Consider the following 18674-nt stretch of genomic DNA (forward strand, 5'->3'; position numbering starts at 1 on the left):
GTATATAGTATAGAGAAAAAAAGGAGGAGAAAAAATGAATGAACTTAGCGGTTTTAAAACCTTTCTAGAAGAAGAAATGAAAGCGTGGGAAGTACCAGGAGCTGCTGTTGCGATTGTCAAAGACGGAGAAGTGATATTTTCAGAAGGGTTTGGGTTGCGTGATATCGAAAAAAACCTTCCTGTCACAGAAGAAACATTATTTGCAATTGGTTCATCTACAAAAGCATTTACAGCTTCAGCCCTTGCACTTCTTGTTGATGAAGGAAAGCTTGCGTGGGACGAGCCTGTTCGTACGTATTTGCCTTCCTTTAAATTAAAAGATCCTGTAGCATCAGAACGTATAACGCCGCTTGATTTACTAGTTCATCGCTCAGGTTTGCCTCGTCATGAACTAGTATGGTACGGAGCAGATTTATCACGAGAAGAACTGATCCAACGTATTCAGTATTTAGACGGAAACGTAGATTTTAGATCAGAATGGCAGTATCAAAACTTAATGTATTTAACAGCGGGTTACTTAGCAGGAGAAGTTGCTCATTCTTCTTATGAAGCGTTAGTCAAAAAACGACTTTTTACACCTCTACATATGAAGAAAAGTAATTTTTCAGTTGAAGATATGCAAAAAAGCAAAGATTATTCTCTTCCATATAAAGAAATCGACGGGAAAGTAACAAAAGTCCCTTTCCGAAACATTGATGAAATTGGGCCAGCAGGCTCTATTAACTCAAATATAAAGGAAATGGTGAACTGGTTGAAGTTTCATCTTCAAAAAGGAGAGTTTGACGGAAAACGAATCATTTCAGGACAAGAAATGAAAACCCTTCATACCCCTCATATGTCTTGTGAGCTTATGTTTCCAACAAAAGAAGTGCCAATTTCTACTTATGGAGGAGGATGGTTTATTTCTCCATACAGAGGGCATCATCATATTCATCACGGGGGAAACATTGATGGTTTTACAGCTCTTGTTTCCTTTCTTCCGTATGAAAACATTGGAGTAGTTGTGTTGACAAATAAAGATGCAACACTTTTCCCTGATACCATTGTCTACAATATTTATGATCGTCTGCTTCATTTAAAGGAAAAGCAGTGGAGTAACGAACTGCAAGAAAAGCTTAAAGAATTGAAAGCAACAATGACAGGAAGTGGAGAAAAGGAGGAGAAAGGAAAAGTACCAAATACTCAGCCATCACATCCGTTAAAAGATTATGAAGGGACGTATCATCATAAAGGGTATGGGAATATGAAAATCACCTATAAGGATGGCAAATTAGAAGCAACATTCAATTCTGTTCACTCCGAGTTAACTCACTATCATTATGATGTTTTTCAAATGAAAATTGCGGCATTCAATCATACACTTCTCCTGTCATTTCAAGGAAATGTATATGGAGAGATTGCAACGCTTTCAGGTCCGTTTGCACTTGAACCTGGAACAAAAGATATTGTGTTTGAAAAAGTTCCTGACCAACGTCTTCAAGATAAAGAAGAACTTAGACGATATGTTGGTCAATACAAGCTTCAAGGGGAGATGTTAGCAACCGTTTCTTTAAAGAAAGAAAGTATGTTAGTTCTGTCGCTACAAGGTCAACCTGATTATGAGCTTGTTCCATATAAAAAAGGTGCTTTTTATTTTAAAGGACTAGATGGATTTAGCGTACAGTTTGCGGAAAATGAACAACAAGAAGTTCAGCGTATAACAATTATTCAGCCAAACGGGGAGTTTGTTGGTGAAAAAGTAAAGAAAGAAGAGGAAAAAGTGGATTGTTAGATAAGAGGAGCCTTCATTTTGGGCTCTTTTTTCTCGTTATAAAGATAGTAAAGATAAAAGCGATTTGAATGGTTTCGTTTCGCTCATACTAAGAAAAAAGAAGGGGTGCATTATGGAGCGAAACGAAGCAATTGATTATATAAAGTTTTTTGCTATATTAGCGGTTGTTATCATTCATACATTTCCAATTGATGGAGAAGTTGTTCTATTTATTCTCGATAACTTTGCTCGTTTTGCGGTTCCGTTTTTCTTTACAGCTTCAGGATATCTGTTTGGCTTAAAAATGCTTACCACAAAATATTCGTGGACATACACATTAAAGTATATAGTTAAGCTTATAAAAATCTATGTTTGCTGGTTCATTTTTTATGCTCTTTACGATCTTTTTATCATATATGAAAAAGGAGGGAACGTAAGCAAAGAAATTTCCTCTTATTTTGAAAAGCTGACATTAAAAAATGTTTTTTACTATGGAGAAGGAACAAGTGCTTATCAGCTTTGGTTTTTAACCGCGCTTATTTGGAGTACTCTTATTGTTTATATGTTCGTAAAAGTAAAAAAACTGTATGTGCTTTTACCCATCAGCTTTCTTTTATATATAGCAGGACTTTTCGGTCAGTCTTATGCGCTTTTTTATAAGGTATCCGTGAGTACAAGAGACGCGCTTTTTTTTGGCTTATTTTATACAACCCTTGGCTGTTTTTTTGCTCTTCATCCAGGCCTTTCAGCGCCGAGACCTATTTCTTCTTCCATTTATAGAACGTTCTTTTTTCTATTTATCCTGCTTCAAGCAACAGAAGCATATGTGCTTCGCTATGTGCTACACGCTCCTTTTGGAGAGTACTTTTTATCTACTTTCTTTCTGACTTTCTGTCTTTTTTCTTTTGCTCTTTCATATCCTCAGTATGGGAGAGGAAGCTTGTTTGCTAAAGTAGGAGCAAATGCTTTAGGAATTTACGTTATTCACGTCTTTTTTATTCGTATTTTAGATTTCCTCTTAAAGATGATTGGGATTGAAAGCCTTGAAGGCCATTTGTTATTGAATATTGTTTATACGCTCTTTATTTTTGTATTCTCATATATGACCTATGCTGGGCTCCAAAAAACCAAAAAGGCTGTAAACTTAAAAAACAGCTGAAGGAAAACCTTCAGCTGTTTTCAATAACACGGTTTTTTCCTGCTCCCATTCCGCATAAGAAAAGAAGAAGCGAAAAGAATAGCAAAAGGAAAAGGGGAATTGTCCATCCGTGTGTTACATCGTGCAGTAACCCAAACAAAAATGGTCCAAGTGCGGCTAACAAATAGCCTAACGACTGAGCCATACCGGAAAGTTCAGCTGCCTCCTTAGCATTGCTTGTTCGAAGCGTAAAAAACATCATCGCAAGACTAAAAGCAGATCCTATTCCAATTCCTGATGAAATAATAAAAAGTTTTATAAAAGAAAGAGGTCCATATAAAATTCCAATGATTCCAATAAACAAAAGAACGCCAGAAATGGTGACAAGGCCGCGCTGATTGTTAAGCTTTCCAGCAATAATTGGAATAAGGAATGTAAAAGGAATAATAGCAAGCTGCATAAAAGAAAGAGTCCATCCCGCATCATCTGATGTTAGCCCTTGTTCTTTCAAAATATCCGGCATCCAAGCAATGATCGTATAAAATAAAACAGACTGCAGTCCCATGTAAAGCGAGATTTGCCAAGCAAGTTTTGATTTCCAAAGGGAAAGTGACGGCGTCTTTTTAAGCGTTTTGGCTTGTTTTTGGTAGCCAGACTTTTTAAGCTGCGGCAGCCATAATAAAAGTGCGATAAACGATAAAATTCCCCAGCATCCAAGCGCTCCTTTCCATCCTAAGCTTGAGGCTACTGAGATAGGATGACTTATTCCAGAGCCAATTGCTCCGCATAAGTTCATTGAAACCGCATAGACCCCTGTCATTAAACCAACATTATGAGCGAAGTCTTGTTTAATTAAACTTGGTAAAAGAACGTTACACACTGCAATAGCGAGTCCAATGAAAAGAGTACCGATAAATAAAAGGCTTACCCCACTTGTTGAACGAATAAAAATTCCCAATGTTAAAAGAAGCAGGGAAAAGAACAGGGTAGTTCCCATTCCAACTTTATTTGCCACCTTTGCTGCAAACGGTGAAAGAGCAGCAAAAGCAAGTAATGGAACAGTTGTCAACATTCCTCCTGCAGTGCTTGAGAGATGTAGCTGCTCTCTGATCGAAGAAAGCAAAGGACCAACAGATGTGAGAGGTGCACGTAAATTTGCACCAATAAAGATAATGCCGATTAAAAGAAACACTTTTGTCTCAGCTGCTGTGCTATTTGAATTTCTAAGTGTTTTTGTACTGTGCTCCATTTTTTATCCTTCTTTCTGTACGTGTTTCATATTCCTTCGTCAGATTATCACAATGAGCACAACCTGTATAGTAGAAAGCGCCAATTATTTCTACGTAATCTTCCTCCTTCTTTTAGGGAACGCTAAACGAGAACATCATTTTATAAAGAGCGAAACATAACAAAGGGAGGATGTCAAAATGCTAACATCACGCCAGCTTTCAGAGTTTAAAAACCAGCTTTTAGAGCGCAAAAAAGAATTATCCGTTCATTTTGAAGACAATGATCACTTTAATTTACAGAGAAGCTTAAGAGACTCAACAGCAGAGCTTTCCCTTTACGATAATCATCCAGGTGACCTTGCCACAGAAGAGTACGAACGTGAGAAAGACGTTGCTTTAAATGAAAACTTTAGAGCTGAGTATGAAGGCGTAGAAAGAGCGCTTGAAGCTATTTCAAAAGGAACATATGGAATTTGTGAAGTATGCCAAGAGCAAATTCCAGTTGAACGATTAGAAGCGTTACCAACAGCAAGATATTGTGTAGAACATGCCCCTGACCAGTTTGTGTCACATGGACGTCCAATTGAAGAGGATGTATTAATGCCTCCGTTCGGACAGTATGATCTAGACGATAAATTTGAAAATGTAGCATATGACGCAGAAGATTCTTGGCAAGATGCTTCATCATATGGTACATCAGAATCTCCAGCAGATTTTTATGATCCTCCTGAAGATTATCAAAACACATATATTGAGTCAGATGAGAACTATGGATATGTAGAAGACTACGAAAACTTTGTTGGGGTTGATATCGATGGAAAAAATATTACCATTTTTCCAAACAAAGAGCATGAGGAATATGAAAATGTGTTGGATGAAGAAGGCATTATGACGGAGTTTGGTGATTTAGAGCCATACGAAAAAGATCCATATACAGAAGACTAAAGGCTAAAAAGCCAAAATCTTATAGGTTTTGGCTTCTTGCTTTAAATAGTGATTTTGTTGAGGAAGATGTTCCAACAATAACAATGGAAGAAATAACGAGAATAATGCCGAAATATTGAAAAACATCAAGGCGTTCGTGAAAAAAGAGAAAGCTTGCCAGAGCGGCTACAACAGGTTCAAGCGTAGCTACAATTGAAGCTCTGCTTGATTCCACGTAACTTAGTCCTTTTGTATAGAGTAAAAAAGCGAGCATTGTGGAGAAGAAACCAAGTCCTATTCCATAAAGTAAAACGTCTAGATGAAGTAAGCGTTGAGGTGAAGATAGCAGACCGCTAAACGGCACGATAGCGATTGCAGCAAATACAAAGGTATAAACAGTCACAGTGATTGATTCATATTTTTCTAATGCAAATTTGCCAAAAATGCTGTAAAGAGAATAAAAGAAACCAGAGCCAAGCCCAGCAAGTAAACCATAAAGTGAAATGGTTGTATCATTTGAAAAAATCCCTACAACAAAAGCACAGCCGCAAAACGTCATAAGCAGTGCGACTACTTTTTGAAGGGTAAACGCTTCTTTGAACAAAAGATAAGATAAAATCATCACAAATGCAGGAGCTGTGTAAAGAAGAATAGCTGAAATAGAAACGGATGTTTCTTTAATAGCTGTGAACATACAAAGGTTAAAGAAGACGATACTAATAATACCTGTTCCAACAAAATAACGGCTGTCGCGTATATGAATTTTTAACATCTTCTTATTATGTATAAATGTATAGCAAAGAAGAAAAATAGCCGCCATTAAGGCGCGAATAGCAACAACTTCAGCTGGAGTAAAACCAAGGTCATAAAGTTTTGTAACAAAGACTCCAATAATTCCCCAAAGAGAAGCTCCCCCTACAATATAAAGATAAGCGAGCTTTTTATTCATAAAAATCCCTCCTTATTCATTTTTCTAAATTGTAATCGACAAAAGGAGCTGTTGCAATGGGGGGAAAAGAGATATTTTCTAAGATAGGTGATAAACATGGAAGGTAGCTGGATTTCGATTCTCCCGTTTTTAGTTGTCATTCCGATTGCTGTCTGGACGAAACAAGTGTTACCAGGGCTTTTGGTTGGCTTATTAATTGGCTCATATCTTCATACCCCTTCGCTTATTGGAGGGATGGAGACGATGCTTCATTATATTGTGCAGGCACTAATTGATAAAAATAATATTGAAATTATCGTATTCCTTTATGCGTTTTCTGGTTTAATTGGCATGATTAAAACCTCAGGAGGAATTAAAGGATTTGTAGAAAAAGCAGCTGAAAAGATTGATACAAAAAAGAAAGCGCTGCTGCTTACGTATGTTTCAACAATTGGAACATTTAGCGCACCAACGTTTCGATTTGTCACAATTGCGCCTATTATGCGTGCTCTTTTAAGAAAGGTGAAAATGACGACAAAAGAATTAGGATTTGTTATTGAAACAACTGCAACGCCCATTATTGTATTAATTCCTGTAGCAACTGCTTTTGTAGGATATATGGTTTCAATCATTCAAATTTCACTGCAAAACCAAAAGATTACGGAAGATCCGTATACGATGTTTATTAAAAGCATTCCATACAACTTTTTTGCTTTTGTTATTATTTTAGTTGGCATTTATTTAAGCTTTTTTCACCACTCAAAATCAAATGCTCCAACACAAGTTGAAACAGAAGCGGAAGAAGAAGACTGGCATACGTGTCATCCTGCTGTTTCAAAAGACTTGCCGTCAAAACCGTGGAATCTTCTTGTTCCTCTTCTTCTTGTTATTTTATTAACGCTTTTTTTAACATGGTGGAGTGGTCACACGAAAGCTAATAGCTTTTTTGGAGCCTTTATTAAAGCAGATGTTCTTCAAGCAATGGTTGTATCTCTTCTTATAACTATTTTGCTTTCAGCCTTTTTCTTTCTTTTTCAACGTTTTAAGATTAATGATCTTATTACAAGCTTTGTTACTGGAGGAAATGATTTAATGTCAGTTGTGCTTCTTCTTTCAGTTGTATGGGGGCTTTCCTCTGTTGCCGAAGACTTGGGGTTTTCTCAGTTCATCACAGCTCACTCAGGCTGGATTCCACAAATGTTTGTAACCCCACTTCTTTTTTTATTTGGAGCAGCTGTTTCTTATTTTATTGGTTCAGCATGGGGAACGTGGGGAATTCTTATGCCTCTAGGTGTTTCCATTGCGTCTGTTTCTGGCGTTTCGCTTCCATTAATTATAGGAGCAGTATTTGCAAGCGGCTCTTTTGGGGCTTTTTCATCTCCGCTTAGCGATGATACAAACACAATCGCAAAAATTTTGAATTTATCTGTTGTTGATTACGCACGCTATAAATTAAAGCCTGCTTTGATTGCGGCTGTTATTGCAGCTGTTCTTTATACAGCAACTATTTTCTTTATATGAAGACAGGGAGTGAAGGTATGGAACAATCATTAAAGTATTTACGTGAAATTTTAGCGGCACACGTTGACAGAGATGTGCTAGGGAGATCCATTTATGAACGTCTCTCAACATACGAATACGAAACAGAAGAAGCGTTTGTAGAAGATTTAACAACAAAAGAAAGTCACTATTTGAATGCCATTTTAACAGAAGCTATTGATTACTCTAATCAAGAACAAGACAAAGAGCGCGCGCGTCAGCTTAGTGATATTTATGAAGTTTTATTTATTTAAAAAGAAACGAGCGATTTTTTCGTTCGTTTTTTTCTTCCTTTGAAAAAAACGGAGTGTATTTGTAGAATGGAGAGGAGAAGATAAAAAGAAAAAGGTGTAAAAATGAAAAAATATATTGTCGTTGGCGCAGGAATTCTTGGTGCTTCAACAGCCTATCATTTAGCAAAAAAAGGAGCAGAGGTTGTTGTGGTTGATCGAAAAGACCGTGGGAGAGCAACAGATGCTGCAGCAGGTATTGTTTGTCCATGGCTTTCACAGCGTCGTAACAAAGTGTGGTATGCACTTGCTAAAGGTGGAGCAAAATACTATCATCGTTTAATTTCTGATCTTGAAAAAGATGGAGAGTATGAAACAGGTTATAAAAGAGTTGGAGCTATTAGTCTTCATTATGATGAAAAGAAATTAGATGGAATGGAAAAAAGAGCATACAAACGTCGAGAAGAGGCGCCTGAAATCGGCGAGATTACAAGGTTAAACAAGGAAGAAACGAAAAAACGATTTCCTCTTTTAAGTGATGAATATAGTTCTGTACATATAAGTGGAGCAGCCCGTGTAAATGGACGAGCGCTTAGAGAAGCTCTTCTTAATGGAGCGAAAAAGCATGGTGCAATACTCTTAGAAGGAAGTGCCGCTCTTTTAGAAAAAGACGGGGAAGTCACAGGAGTAAAAATAAACAATGAAGACATTTATGATGGAGAAGTTATCATCACAGGTGGAGCATGGGCAGATGAGCTTTTAAAACCATTAGGGCTAGAATTTTTAGTAACGTTTCAAAAAGCGCAAATTGTTCATTTACACGTTGAAGAAGATACAGGGAACTGGCCTGTTGTTATTCCACCGAATGATCAGTATATTTTAACGTTTGAAGACGGGAAAATGGTTATTGGAGCAACGCATGAGAACGAAACAGGCTTTGATTACCGGGTAACAGCAGGGGGACTGCACGAAGTATTAGATAAAGCTATCTCTGTTGCACCAGGCATCTCAAATAGCGAAATTGTTGAAACAAGAGTGGGGTTTCGACCATTCACACCAGGGTTCTTGCCTGTTTTTGGTCCTGTTCCAACTATTAAGAATGTGTTTGTGGCAAATGGGCTTGGTGCATCTGGCTTAACGTCGGGACCTTATCTTGGGAGTGAACTTGCCAAACTTGTTCTTGGAGAAGAAACTGAGCTTGATCATCATAATTATTCTGTTGAGGAAGCTCTCACTTCAATAAAAGCATAGCTTTTTATAGTTTCGTATGTTACGATTTATTTTTACTGAAGAATAGGACGTGAAATGATGATTAAAATTAGTATTCCAGCATCAGATGTAACAATTACAAGAAGAAAACAGCCTGAAAGCGCAGAACCAAGAATCCGCCCAATTAATGGATTCATTGATCTTCACGAAATTCCACGTGATAAAGGCGGTATGATTTTCTTCTATAATAAAGAAGATGAAGTGCTTTTTGTCGGAAAAGCGCGCAAGCTAAGACAGCGTGTGAAAAGACATCTTGAAGATAACGTATCCCCGTTAAAACCTTACAGAGATGAAATCTACAAAATTTCCGTATCTTTTGTAGAACGTCCTGTTGACCGTGAAATTTATGAAACATATGCCATTAATGAACTAGAAGCAAAATATAACATTGATAAAGTGTTTTATAAATAAGGGAAGAAAAGCGAGTGCAAACCTTTCATATCAAAAGGTTTACGCTCGCTTTTTTTATAAGAAGATAGATGAATATAGTCAAGATTCCCGTGCATCTAATCTTGCTAAAGAATAGGAGTAAGATAAAAAACGACCTTTAGATAAGGTCGTTTTTTTATTCAATTTCAATTTTTCGCTGTTTTTGCTCGCCCTTTTGCAAAATGACTTTTAAAATTCCGTCTTGATAAAGCGCCCGTGCTTGTTCTTCCTGAACAGAGCATGGGAGGGCAACAAGTCGTTCTGTTTTTTTTATGGAAGAGCTCCTCATTGAAACAGATTCTTCACTTACATTTTCAACAGTTTGGTTGTACTCTGCTGAGATTTTTAAATGATCTCCAATAAGTTTAATCTCAATATGTTCTTTGCGGAACCCAGGGACTTCTGCTTCGACAATTACTTCATCCCCTGTTTCATAAACATCAACATAAAAGGATTGTTGATTTAATAAATGACCAAGCTGTCCTGCAGATTCTTGAAATAGAGAGTCAAACGATTTTACAACGTTCTGAAGAGAACTTTCAAATAGCTTTGAAAGCTTATTATCATTAGAGTCCATTCTAATGCCTCCTCTAGGTATTTTTACTATAGAGTATGCATCCTGATTTCAAAACGTACGTGCAATAAAAAACAATATAATTTATTTTAAGCTTGCAAGAAAAATATTTTCTTGTTAAAATCGTTTCATAGCTAATGATTTTGAAAATTCAATGAGGTGAGTCATATTTATTCATTTGATAAGGAAGGAAAGCTTTTGCAAGAAGAGAAAGAAATCATGGATGTTTTAACAAATGCCAAAGTTGGCTCACTTGATTTGAAAGCCATTGCTGTTGTGACAAACATTTATCGAGTTGCACAAGGACTACGGAATAAAATGGAGAGAGAAGTGCTCTCTCAATATGGATTATCATGGACTGCTTTTTCACTTCTTTATGATTTGTGGGTAAGAGAAGGAGAAGAAACAAAAGCATTAGCCGCGTCAGCTGGCGTAACAAAGGCTACAATTAGCAATATTACGAAGACGCTTGAGCGTAAAGAACTTTGTTACCGTAAAAGTGATGTTAGAGATCGGCGCAAAACATATGTTTTTTTAACAGATGCAGGGAAAAAAGTGATCGAAGAGCTTTATCCTCATTTTCATCAAGGTGAAGTTGAGATTGTCTCAAGTTTAGACTCAGAGGAGAAAGACTATATGTCACATCTGCTTCGAAAAGTAATTCGAGCGAACAAATTTTAAAAGTTCATATTTAAAAAGCAATGAGAGGAACTCTAGTAGCGGTTATCTCCCTATTTCAGAGAGTCGGCGGGTGGTGTGAGTCGATATAAAGATAATGCGAAATACAATCCTTAAGCTTTCTTTGCCTGATAAAAAAGCAAAGAACGGAAGAACCGTTAATCATGAAGTGGAAGAATACTTGTATTCTTCAATAAGGGTGGTACCGCGTGTCAACAAAAACCACGTCCCTTTTTAGGAGACGTGGTTTTTTTATATTTAAGGAGGAAGAAAAATGGAAAATTTCATCGAGAAATTAACAAGAGAACAAAAAGAAGAAGTAAAGAGACAAATGAAGTTGTACACTCAAGGTGTGCAAGAAATCATTCCGGCAGAAGAATTAGAACAGAAGCTCGCTAAGTCAATTCTTAACAATGAACCCTTAAAAATTAAACTAGGATTAGATCCTTCTGCTCCTGATGTGCATCTCGGACACACGGTTGTATTGAATAAAATGCGTCAGTTTCAGGAAAATGGACATAAGATTCAGCTGTTAATTGGGGACTTCACGGGGAAAATTGGGGATCCAACAGGAAAATCAGTAGCGCGCAAACAGCTTACAGATGAAGAAGTAAAGAGAAATGCTAAAACATACTTTGAGCAATTTGGAAAAGTAATGGATATGTCAAAAGTAGACCTTTACTATAATTCTAAATGGCTCTCAAAGCTAAATTTTGAAGAGGTTATCGGCTTAGCTGGTAAAATAACTGTAGCAAGATTATTAGAAAGAGATGACTTTGAAGAACGTATTGCATTAGGAAAACCAATTTCCTTACATGAATTTTTTTACCCTGTGATGCAAGGATATGATTCTGTGATGTTAGAGTGTGATATTGAACTAGGTGGAACAGATCAACATTTTAATATTTTAATGGGAAGACATTTTCAAGAAAAGTTTGGAAAAGAAAAACAAGTTGCGCTTTTAATGCCTTTGTTAGAAGGACTTGACGGTGTTGAAAAAATGTCGAAATCTAAAAATAACTACATTGGAATTGACGAAACTCCTGAGGAGATGTATGGAAAAGCTATGTCTATTAGAGATGAGCAGATGATTAAATACTTTGAGCTTGTAACAAAGTTCACTCCAGAGGAAATAGCTAAAATAAAGGCAGGTTTAGAAAAAGGTGAGCTTCATCCGAAAAAAGCTAAAATGCTTCTCGCTAAAACGATTGTAAGCATGTACCACGATGAAGAAGCAGCTAAAAAAGCAGGCCAACACTTTGCTTCCGTATTTCAACAAGGAGCGATCCCAACAAATGTAGCTGAAATAGAATGGAAGGGCGGAGAAACAGCGTCTCCTATTGATCTTATTATGCACGCTAACTTACTTGGTTCTAAAAGCGAAGCCCGTAGAATGATTGAGAATAACGCCGTAAAAATAAATGGAGAGAAAGTGGTCCACAAAGATGAGCAGTTAGTAATCTCTGATGGTTTAGTTATTCAAATTGGAAAACGCAAATTTGCAAAAATAAGAGTAAAAGCTTAAAGAAAGAGAGGACCTCTCTCTTTCTTTTTTTTGCGAACATAGCCATTCCGTAAATAATCTTTACACTATTAGCTTATGATAACAACAGAAGAAAGCATTACATATAGGGTGAAAAGGAGAAGGTCAAAATGAAAAGAGTGTTGCTTCTTTTAGCAGACGGATTTGAAGCTGTTGAAGCGAGTGTTTTTACAGATGTTTTTGGATGGAACAAAATAGAAGGTAACGGTGAGACAGAACTTGTGACAGCAGGACTGAGGGAAGAATTGAAATGTACGTGGAATTTTCGAGTGAAGCCTGAAATGCTTTTACAGGATGTAAAAGTAGAAGATTTCGATGCCCTTGCTATTGGTGGAGGATTTGAACAAGCAGGGTATTTTACAGATGCATTTTCTAAAGAATTTCAAGATATTATTCAGCAGTTTCATCAGCAGAAAAAAATAATTGGAGCTATTTGCATGGCTGCTTTAGCGCTTGGAAAAAGCGGAATTTTAGAAGGGAAAAAAGCCACAACATACAGCTATCCTGGAAGTACGAGAAAGCAGGAGTTACAACAGTTTGGAGCAGAGGTAGTCCAAGCTCCGCTTATTGATGAGGGAAACATTATTACATGCGCAAGTCCATCGGTAGGGTTTGATGTTTCCTTTCTTATGTTAGAAAAGTTAACTTCCAGAAAAAACGTTGAGAAAGTAAGAGGTTTAATGGGTTTCTCATAAACTTATTATGTAAACAATTTCTTAAGAAAAAAATAGTAAAAGTGGTAACCTTTCTCTCCCTTTTTCGTATATGATAAGAGAAGGAGGTGGGCCACACTTTGGGTAGATTGCTCTTTTTATTTTTTATTGCCCTGCTTGGCATTATTTTACGTTATATTATTTTGGGGGAATTTGAGTGGGAGCATATTGTAATAGTCTCTTTCTTTCTAGTTGGAGCGTTTTTTCTTTTAATTTTTATAAAGTGGAGAGTCAGCCTTGATGAAAAGTACATACCAGCACAATCAGAAAACAAGCTTTGGACAACCCAAATAGGCGAACGACATTCAAAAGGAAGAAAAATGCTTTATTTCGGTGAAACAAAGCGGGGAGAATACCGCCGTTACTATGCGAAGTGGGGGCATAAAATAATTGTGGACATTCTTGAAGGAGACGGACAGTGGTATATGAACCTAGCTGTAAAATGGGAGGCTGGAGATGAAATCCGATTTATTGACCAAACTGAAAAAGTATGGAAGCTGAATTGGGGCTGGAAAATTATCCAGGATAACAAGGAAATTGGAATGATTAAAACTGATTTTTCACTGAAAAATTCGGCTAAGTTGAAAGAAAAGCTTTGTTTGCACTATAACGGCTCTCTTTATGAATTCTCCTGTTCTAGCATTGGATCAAATATAAAGGTGAAAAAAGGGGGAGAACTGGTAGCAGAAGGCGGGCGATATGAATTTTTGAAGAATCGATACTATTTTGACGTAAAAGAAAAGTTTCAGCATCATGAAAACTTGCTTGTTATGACCTACCTTTTATTTAACTATGTTCATAAGCAGTAAAACAAAGAAGGCTTTTTAAAAGCCTTTTTTCAATAAAAACCACCATTTGAGGAAGTGATCCCTCCTAAAGTAGCAGAACTTTTCAATGATCTCTATGTTTCAAAATGACAAGAAACGCTAAATTTGCTCCTTTAACTCCTTTTTGCGGAGGACTTCAACAGAATGCCTTCTGTGCTTATCATTACAGTTGAGCGAGACTCGCTTGCAAAGGAAATAGAATATTATATGCAGGAAAATTACAAAAGGCTGGCATAGAGGTGAAATATAAACAATATAAAGAGCAGTACACGGATTTACACATAGCGGAAGGTTAGAAAAAGCTGAAAGCGCAAGGCACTTCATACGTGATACATTGATAAAAGCAGTTGAAAAATAAAATTTCCTCTTTTATATTCTGACGCTCTATAGTGAACGTCAGGTTTTTTATTTTCTAACATTTCTGTTATAAATACGGGAATGAATAAGCTGTTCACGTATTTGTTGCCTTGTTTGATAGGTTGAAAAAGCAGTTATAGCATAAAATTTATTTTTGAATGGCACGTTCTTCTAAGAAAGCTATTAGTTTATAATAGCCAAGCAAAATTAGTAGCAAGAAAGGATCAAGAATTGCAGCATGCCATAATCTCCACCAGCCATAGTGAAAATACCCCCATGGTTCAGGTAACTTTGTTATTACTTCATAGAGAAGAATGAAAATTACCCAAAGGACAATATAAGCTGCTTTTTGAATCAATGTTTTATGAACAGGATACCAATTTAAAAACATAATATTTACAGGAGGAATCAACAGTGTATGAGGAAGAAGCCCTAGCCAGTCAATTTCCCGATCAAAGTACCAATAACCGTGATATTTATATTCAATCATCAGATCAAATAGTTGCTGAAAGGCAATGGTAAACATCCAAATATGTAAAATTTGATGAGCTGTTAACGTTCTATTTGTTTTAAAGGCGATCACGTTAAATACAATAATAGCAACAATCAGTCCAACCATTCTCTTTTCCTTTCAGCAAAATTTTATAAAAAAATCTGTGTTTTCTTAGAATGAACGTTATAGAGGAAAGTTATACAAAAGGAGAGGAAAGGTTAGAAAAAGAAAAGAGTTATCTAAAGTTTTCTGAATATTTGAATTTAGTTATATTCTCATAAGGAAATATTTAGAAAATGAGAACCTCTTTTTATTTTCTCTATCATTATAGAAAGGATATGCTGTTCTCCTGAAAAAAACAATTGTATTTTTAGGGAGAATTTATTATTATAGAATAAGTAATAAAGTATTGCACTTATAAATAATAAGCATGTTCTCAACTATTCCAGTAAATATAAAGATGATTTTGGAAGGCAGCTTTAGTACAAACAGAAAAAGCTTAGCCCTCTTTCATCACGTGGAGACTACAGAGAAAAGAGGAGGAACAAAAGTGGAGAAAGAAGAGCTACAAAGAGGACTGCAGTCGCGTCATATTCAAATGATCGCTCTAGGAGGAACAATCGGTGTTGGGTTGTTTATGGGCTCAACAAGTACAATTCAGTGGACAGGCCCGTCCGTACTCCTAGCATATGCGATTTGCGGTATTTTTATCTTTTTTGTTATGAGAGCAATGGGGGAAATGCTTTACGTTGAACCAAGCACAGGTTCTTTTGCCACATTTGGTCATAAGTATATTCATCCATTAGCAGGATATATGACAGCATGGAGCAATTGGTTTCAGTGGATTATTGTTGGAATGTCCGAAATTATTGCAGTTGGAGCATACATGAAATTTTGGTTTCCAGACTTGCCAGCTTGGATTCCAGGGATCGTAGCTATGGCTATTCTCGGAGCGGCTAATTTAGTGTCTGTTAAATCATTTGGGGAATTTGAATTTTGGTTCGCTATGATTAAAATAGTTACAATTGTCCTTATGATTATTGCTGGAATTGGCCTTATCTTCTTTGGACTTGGAAATGGCGGAGATGCAATCGGAATTTCAAATCTTTGGGAGCATGGCGGCTTTTTTGCTGGAGGCTGGTCTGGGTTTTTCTTTGCCCTTTCTCTTGTAATTGCTGCTTATCAAGGAGTAGAACTCATTGGAATTACAGCAGGGGAAGCACAAAATCCACAGAAAACATTGAGAAGTGCCATTCAAAGTATTATCTGGCGTATTTTAATCTTCTACATTGGAGCTATTTTTGTTATTGTAACGGTGTATCCTTGGAACGAGCTTAACTCATTAGGCAGTCCATTTGTGTCTACATTTGCAAAAGTAGGTATTACAGCAGCGGCAGGGATCATTAACTTCGTAGTCATTACAGCAGCAATGTCAGGATGTAACAGTGGAATTTTCAGTGCAGGACGCATGCTCTACACATTAGGTCTAAATGGACAAGCACCAAAGTTTTTTACAAAAGTTTCTCGCAATGGTGTTCCACTATACGGTACGATAGCTGTGCTTATCGGCTTAGCAATTGGCGTTGTGTTAAATTACGTTGCACCTCCTAAAATCTTTGTGTACGTATATAGTGCAAGTGTTCTTCCAGGTATGGTACCTTGGTTTGTGATTTTAATTAGTCAAATCCGTTTTAGAAAGGCTAAAGGAGAAGAAATGAAGAAACATCCATTCAAAATGCCTTTTGCTCCTTTCACAAACTACTTAACAATTGCCTTTTTATTAATGGTTCTTGTTGGAATGTGGTTTAACGATGAAACAAGAGTATCGCTAGTTGTCGGGATTGTTTTTCTCATTATTGTAACGATTAGTTATTATGTATTTGGAATTCATAAACGTTCCACATTAGCTAACGAAAACGAGCAGCATAAAGCAGGATAAAAAAAGCGTGTGAAATAGATATTTCACACGCTTTTTTTAGGTTATTTTCTTTGTTGTTGTTGTTTTGCGTAATGATCCGATAATGATCCTATTTAGCAATGATTTTACTGCCATACTAAGGAAACTATAATACCAAGTCCATTTCCTGCTCCATCTAATCAGCTTTGTATATTTTTCAGCCCACGTTTCGACTAGGACAATGACGCTGATAAAACATAGTGTTTTACAAACTGTCATTATTACTCCGTCCTTCTTTGTTGTTTCGTTGATAAGGATGGACGTTACAGGGTATAAGAGAAAATCAAACAGGACGTGAATTTTGAAATCCCGTTTTAGCAGTCTAACGGGATATTTGATTAATTTTCTATTAACAACAAACCTGTCGATAATTCCATTTGTAAAGCCATTCAGCAAGAAGGTTAGCAAAAAGTTTTTCATTCCCATTCTTTTTAATAAAAAAGGGCATAGTAGCAATGTGAAGAAGAACAAAAATTTCAAAAAGCCTTTCTCAAATGCTTTGCTCATGTTTTCAACCACCTTTTGCGATCCTTGATAATAAGGGAATGCTGTTATGATAATAAGATACTTAGCTTCTGTCGCTTATTGTGGATGAGAACTAGGCGTATTATACAGAGAAAAGAACAATAGAAAAAACCGTCTGCCTTTTTAAAAACAGACGGTTTTTTCATTATGCTTGAACACGGCTTTGCCCTTTACTTTCAACAACATAAATTGAAAATCCTATTAGAAACGCTACCGCAACGAAAATAGCGCCAATCCAAGGGAGAGATGTAAGCCCCATATGAGTAATAACAACTCCTCCAAGAAAAGCTCCAAATGCATTTCCTAAGTTTGCTGCAGAATGGTTAGATGTTGAAGCAAGAGCAGGGGCTTCGTGTGCAAGATTCATAATCTTAACTTGAACACCAGGCATAACAGCGAACGCTGCTGCTCCCCAAAAGAACATTGTAATAACTGCTGCCACAGGGCTTTTTACTGTAACAGTGAATACTAAAAGAAGGATACAAATGGCCGCAAATATTCCGAAGATAGAGGGCATAAGCTTCCAATCTGCCAGTTTTCCTCCTACAATGTTTCCTAACGTAACGCCACAGCCGTACAGCACAAGAATCCATGTTACGCTATGTTCATGAAAGCCAGTGACGTCTACAAGCAACGGCGTAATGTAAGTGAAAACAGTAAATAAACTTCCACATCCTAATGCACTAAGCAGAAGAAAAAGAAGAAGCTTTGGCTGCTTAAATGCGCCAAACTGTTTTGTTAAGTTTGAAGACGCTTCTTGACGAAGTTTTGGAATGAAAATAATGATGCCAATAAAAGCAATCAGCCCCATTATTGTAATTGCTCCAAATGAAGCTCTCCATCCTAAATGTTGCCCAATGAAGGTGCCAACAGGCACGCCGACAATATTAGCAATCGTTAAGCCTGCCATCATTGTAGCAACAGCACTTGCACGTTTGTGTGCTTGAACAAGCTTTGAAGCAATAACAGCTCCAACACCAAAAAATGTACCGTGACATAATGCAGTTAAAAGTCTAGCGCCCATTAATAATTCATAATTTGGGGCAATAATAGCAAAGGCATTTCCAAGAATAAATAAAAACATAAGTAAGCAAAGCAGCATTTTTTGAGGAACCCTGTGTGTGAAAATCGTTAGGATAGGGGCCCCAATGGCAACGCCTAACGCATAGCCTGTAATAAGCTGTCCTGCTTTTGAAATACTAACGTGAAGGTCTTCCGCAACGTTTGGAAGGATGCCCATAATAACGAACTCTGTCATTCCAATGGCAAAAGCACCTAACGTTAGGGAAAGAAGAGCAATTGGAAAAGGCTCTTTTTTTCCGCTAAGCTTTTGAGCTTGTGAAGAATTCATAACCTATTCAGCCTTTCTTTATAAAATGGAATAAAATATATCTAAAATGCAGTCCAGTTATTTATCATACTGAATTCATAGGAATTATACAAGGGAAGAAATTAAAATAACCATTAAGTTTAATAGAATAAGAGCGAAAATATGTAATGTAAAGGACACAGAGGAGAGCTATAAATATAAAAGCTCTGACTTAGAAAAAGCAATAGATCTCGCTAAGTCA

The 18674-nt window shown here is 36.8% G+C and carries 18 protein-coding genes and 1 other annotated feature; of the genes, 12 read left to right on the forward strand and 6 right to left on the reverse strand.

What is annotated here, in order from left to right; all coding sequences use genetic code 11:
* Nucleotides 1–34: 34 nt before the first annotated feature.
* Together ACK3CR_RS16240 and ACK3CR_RS16245 are read left to right on the forward strand one after the other, a co-directional pair.
* The gene (locus ACK3CR_RS16240) at nt 35–1771 is read left to right on the forward strand and encodes a serine hydrolase (protein ID WP_488975768.1); all 1737 of its coding nucleotides are present in this window, start codon (nt 35–37) and stop codon (nt 1769–1771) included.
* Between the two features lie 112 nt (nt 1772–1883).
* Nucleotides 1884–2909 carry an acyltransferase gene (locus tag ACK3CR_RS16245; RefSeq protein WP_268584910.1) on the forward strand — a complete coding sequence of 342 codons (1026 nt, stop codon included), beginning with the start codon at nt 1884–1886 and terminating at the stop codon, nt 2907–2909.
* A 10-nt stretch (nt 2910–2919) separates the two neighbouring features.
* Here ACK3CR_RS16245 and ACK3CR_RS16250 read toward each other — a convergent pair whose 3' ends face one another.
* A complete protein-coding gene (locus ACK3CR_RS16250) occupies nt 2920–4137 on the reverse strand; it encodes a CynX/NimT family MFS transporter (protein ID WP_243510400.1) in 1218 nt (405 codons plus the stop codon).
* Between the two features lie 178 nt (nt 4138–4315).
* Here ACK3CR_RS16250 and ACK3CR_RS16255 point away from each other — a divergent pair, with 178 nt between their 5' ends.
* Nucleotides 4316–5062, forward strand: a complete 747-nt coding sequence (locus tag ACK3CR_RS16255) for a TraR/DksA C4-type zinc finger protein (protein WP_061805189.1) — start codon at nt 4316–4318, stop codon at nt 5060–5062.
* Between the two features lie 19 nt (nt 5063–5081).
* On the opposite strand, the gene ACK3CR_RS16260 is transcribed toward ACK3CR_RS16255, so the two are convergent.
* Nucleotides 5082–5990: a DMT family transporter gene (locus ACK3CR_RS16260; protein ID WP_243510397.1), complete on the reverse strand. Its 909-nt coding sequence runs from the start codon at nt 5988–5990 to the stop codon at nt 5082–5084.
* 96 nt (nt 5991–6086) lie between these two features.
* Between ACK3CR_RS16260 and ACK3CR_RS16265 the strand changes: the two genes are divergently transcribed.
* The 4 genes from ACK3CR_RS16265 to ACK3CR_RS16280 all read left to right on the forward strand — a co-directional run bounded on the left by ACK3CR_RS16265 (nt 6087) and on the right by ACK3CR_RS16280 (nt 9418).
* Nucleotides 6087–7490, forward strand: a complete 1404-nt coding sequence (locus tag ACK3CR_RS16265; RefSeq protein WP_243510390.1) for a Na+/H+ antiporter NhaC family protein — start codon at nt 6087–6089, stop codon at nt 7488–7490.
* Nucleotides 7491–7507: 17 nt separating this feature from the next.
* Nucleotides 7508–7762 (forward strand): sigma-G-dependent sporulation-specific acid-soluble spore protein CsgA, encoded by a 255-nt coding sequence (locus ACK3CR_RS16270; protein WP_243510387.1) that lies wholly within the window; start codon nt 7508–7510, stop codon nt 7760–7762.
* Nucleotides 7763–7864: 102 nt separating this feature from the next.
* The gene (locus tag ACK3CR_RS16275) at nt 7865–8989 is read left to right on the forward strand and encodes an NAD(P)/FAD-dependent oxidoreductase (RefSeq protein ID WP_488975769.1); all 1125 of its coding nucleotides are present in this window, start codon (nt 7865–7867) and stop codon (nt 8987–8989) included.
* A 57-nt stretch (nt 8990–9046) separates the two neighbouring features.
* Entirely contained in the window at nt 9047–9418 is a 372-nt protein-coding gene (locus ACK3CR_RS16280) for a GIY-YIG nuclease family protein (RefSeq protein ID WP_019395484.1), read from the forward strand.
* Nucleotides 9419–9572: 154 nt separating this feature from the next.
* Here ACK3CR_RS16280 and ACK3CR_RS16285 read toward each other — a convergent pair whose 3' ends face one another.
* Nucleotides 9573–10013 (reverse strand): Hsp20/alpha crystallin family protein, encoded by a 441-nt coding sequence (locus ACK3CR_RS16285; protein ID WP_488975770.1) that lies wholly within the window; start codon nt 10011–10013, stop codon nt 9573–9575.
* Between the two features lie 216 nt (nt 10014–10229).
* On the opposite strand from ACK3CR_RS16285, the gene ACK3CR_RS16290 reads away from it, so the two are divergent.
* The 4 genes from ACK3CR_RS16290 (at nt 10230) to ACK3CR_RS16305 (ending at nt 13753) form a co-directional block, all read left to right on the forward strand.
* Nucleotides 10230–10691 (forward strand): MarR family winged helix-turn-helix transcriptional regulator, encoded by a 462-nt coding sequence (locus ACK3CR_RS16290; RefSeq protein WP_430239767.1) that lies wholly within the window; start codon nt 10230–10232, stop codon nt 10689–10691.
* Between the two features lie 11 nt (nt 10692–10702).
* Nucleotides 10703–10923: a binding site (T-box leader), on the forward strand.
* A gap of 39 nt (nt 10924–10962) precedes the next feature.
* Nucleotides 10963–12213 (forward strand): tyrosine--tRNA ligase, encoded by a 1251-nt coding sequence (gene tyrS, locus ACK3CR_RS16295; RefSeq protein ID WP_488975771.1) that lies wholly within the window; start codon nt 10963–10965, stop codon nt 12211–12213.
* A gap of 128 nt (nt 12214–12341) precedes the next feature.
* Complete coding sequence (locus tag ACK3CR_RS16300; RefSeq protein ID WP_430238869.1) at nt 12342–12926, forward strand: DJ-1/PfpI family protein; 585 nt, start codon at nt 12342–12344, stop codon at nt 12924–12926.
* A gap of 98 nt (nt 12927–13024) precedes the next feature.
* Entirely contained in the window at nt 13025–13753 is a 729-nt protein-coding gene (locus ACK3CR_RS16305; RefSeq protein ID WP_488975772.1) for a hypothetical protein, read from the forward strand.
* 523 nt (nt 13754–14276) lie between these two features.
* Here ACK3CR_RS16305 and ACK3CR_RS16310 read toward each other — a convergent pair.
* Entirely contained in the window at nt 14277–14747 is a 471-nt protein-coding gene (locus ACK3CR_RS16310; protein ID WP_243510375.1) for a hypothetical protein, read from the reverse strand.
* 472 nt (nt 14748–15219) lie between these two features.
* On the opposite strand from ACK3CR_RS16310, the gene ACK3CR_RS16315 reads away from it, so the two are divergent.
* Entirely contained in the window at nt 15220–16560 is a 1341-nt protein-coding gene (locus tag ACK3CR_RS16315; protein WP_410914539.1) for an amino acid permease, read from the forward strand.
* Nucleotides 16561–16596: 36 nt separating this feature from the next.
* On the opposite strand, the gene ACK3CR_RS16320 is transcribed toward ACK3CR_RS16315, so the two are convergent.
* Together ACK3CR_RS16320 and ACK3CR_RS16325 are read right to left on the reverse strand one after the other, a co-directional pair.
* Nucleotides 16597–17085 carry a CBO0543 family protein gene (locus ACK3CR_RS16320; RefSeq protein ID WP_243510373.1) on the reverse strand — a complete coding sequence of 163 codons (489 nt, stop codon included), beginning with the start codon at nt 17083–17085 and terminating at the stop codon, nt 16597–16599.
* A 163-nt stretch (nt 17086–17248) separates the two neighbouring features.
* Nucleotides 17249–18454: an MFS transporter gene (locus ACK3CR_RS16325; protein WP_243510368.1), complete on the reverse strand. Its 1206-nt coding sequence runs from the start codon at nt 18452–18454 to the stop codon at nt 17249–17251.
* Nucleotides 18455–18674 lie beyond the last annotated feature (220 nt).

The organism is Priestia sp. TRM10, assembly GCF_057808375.1.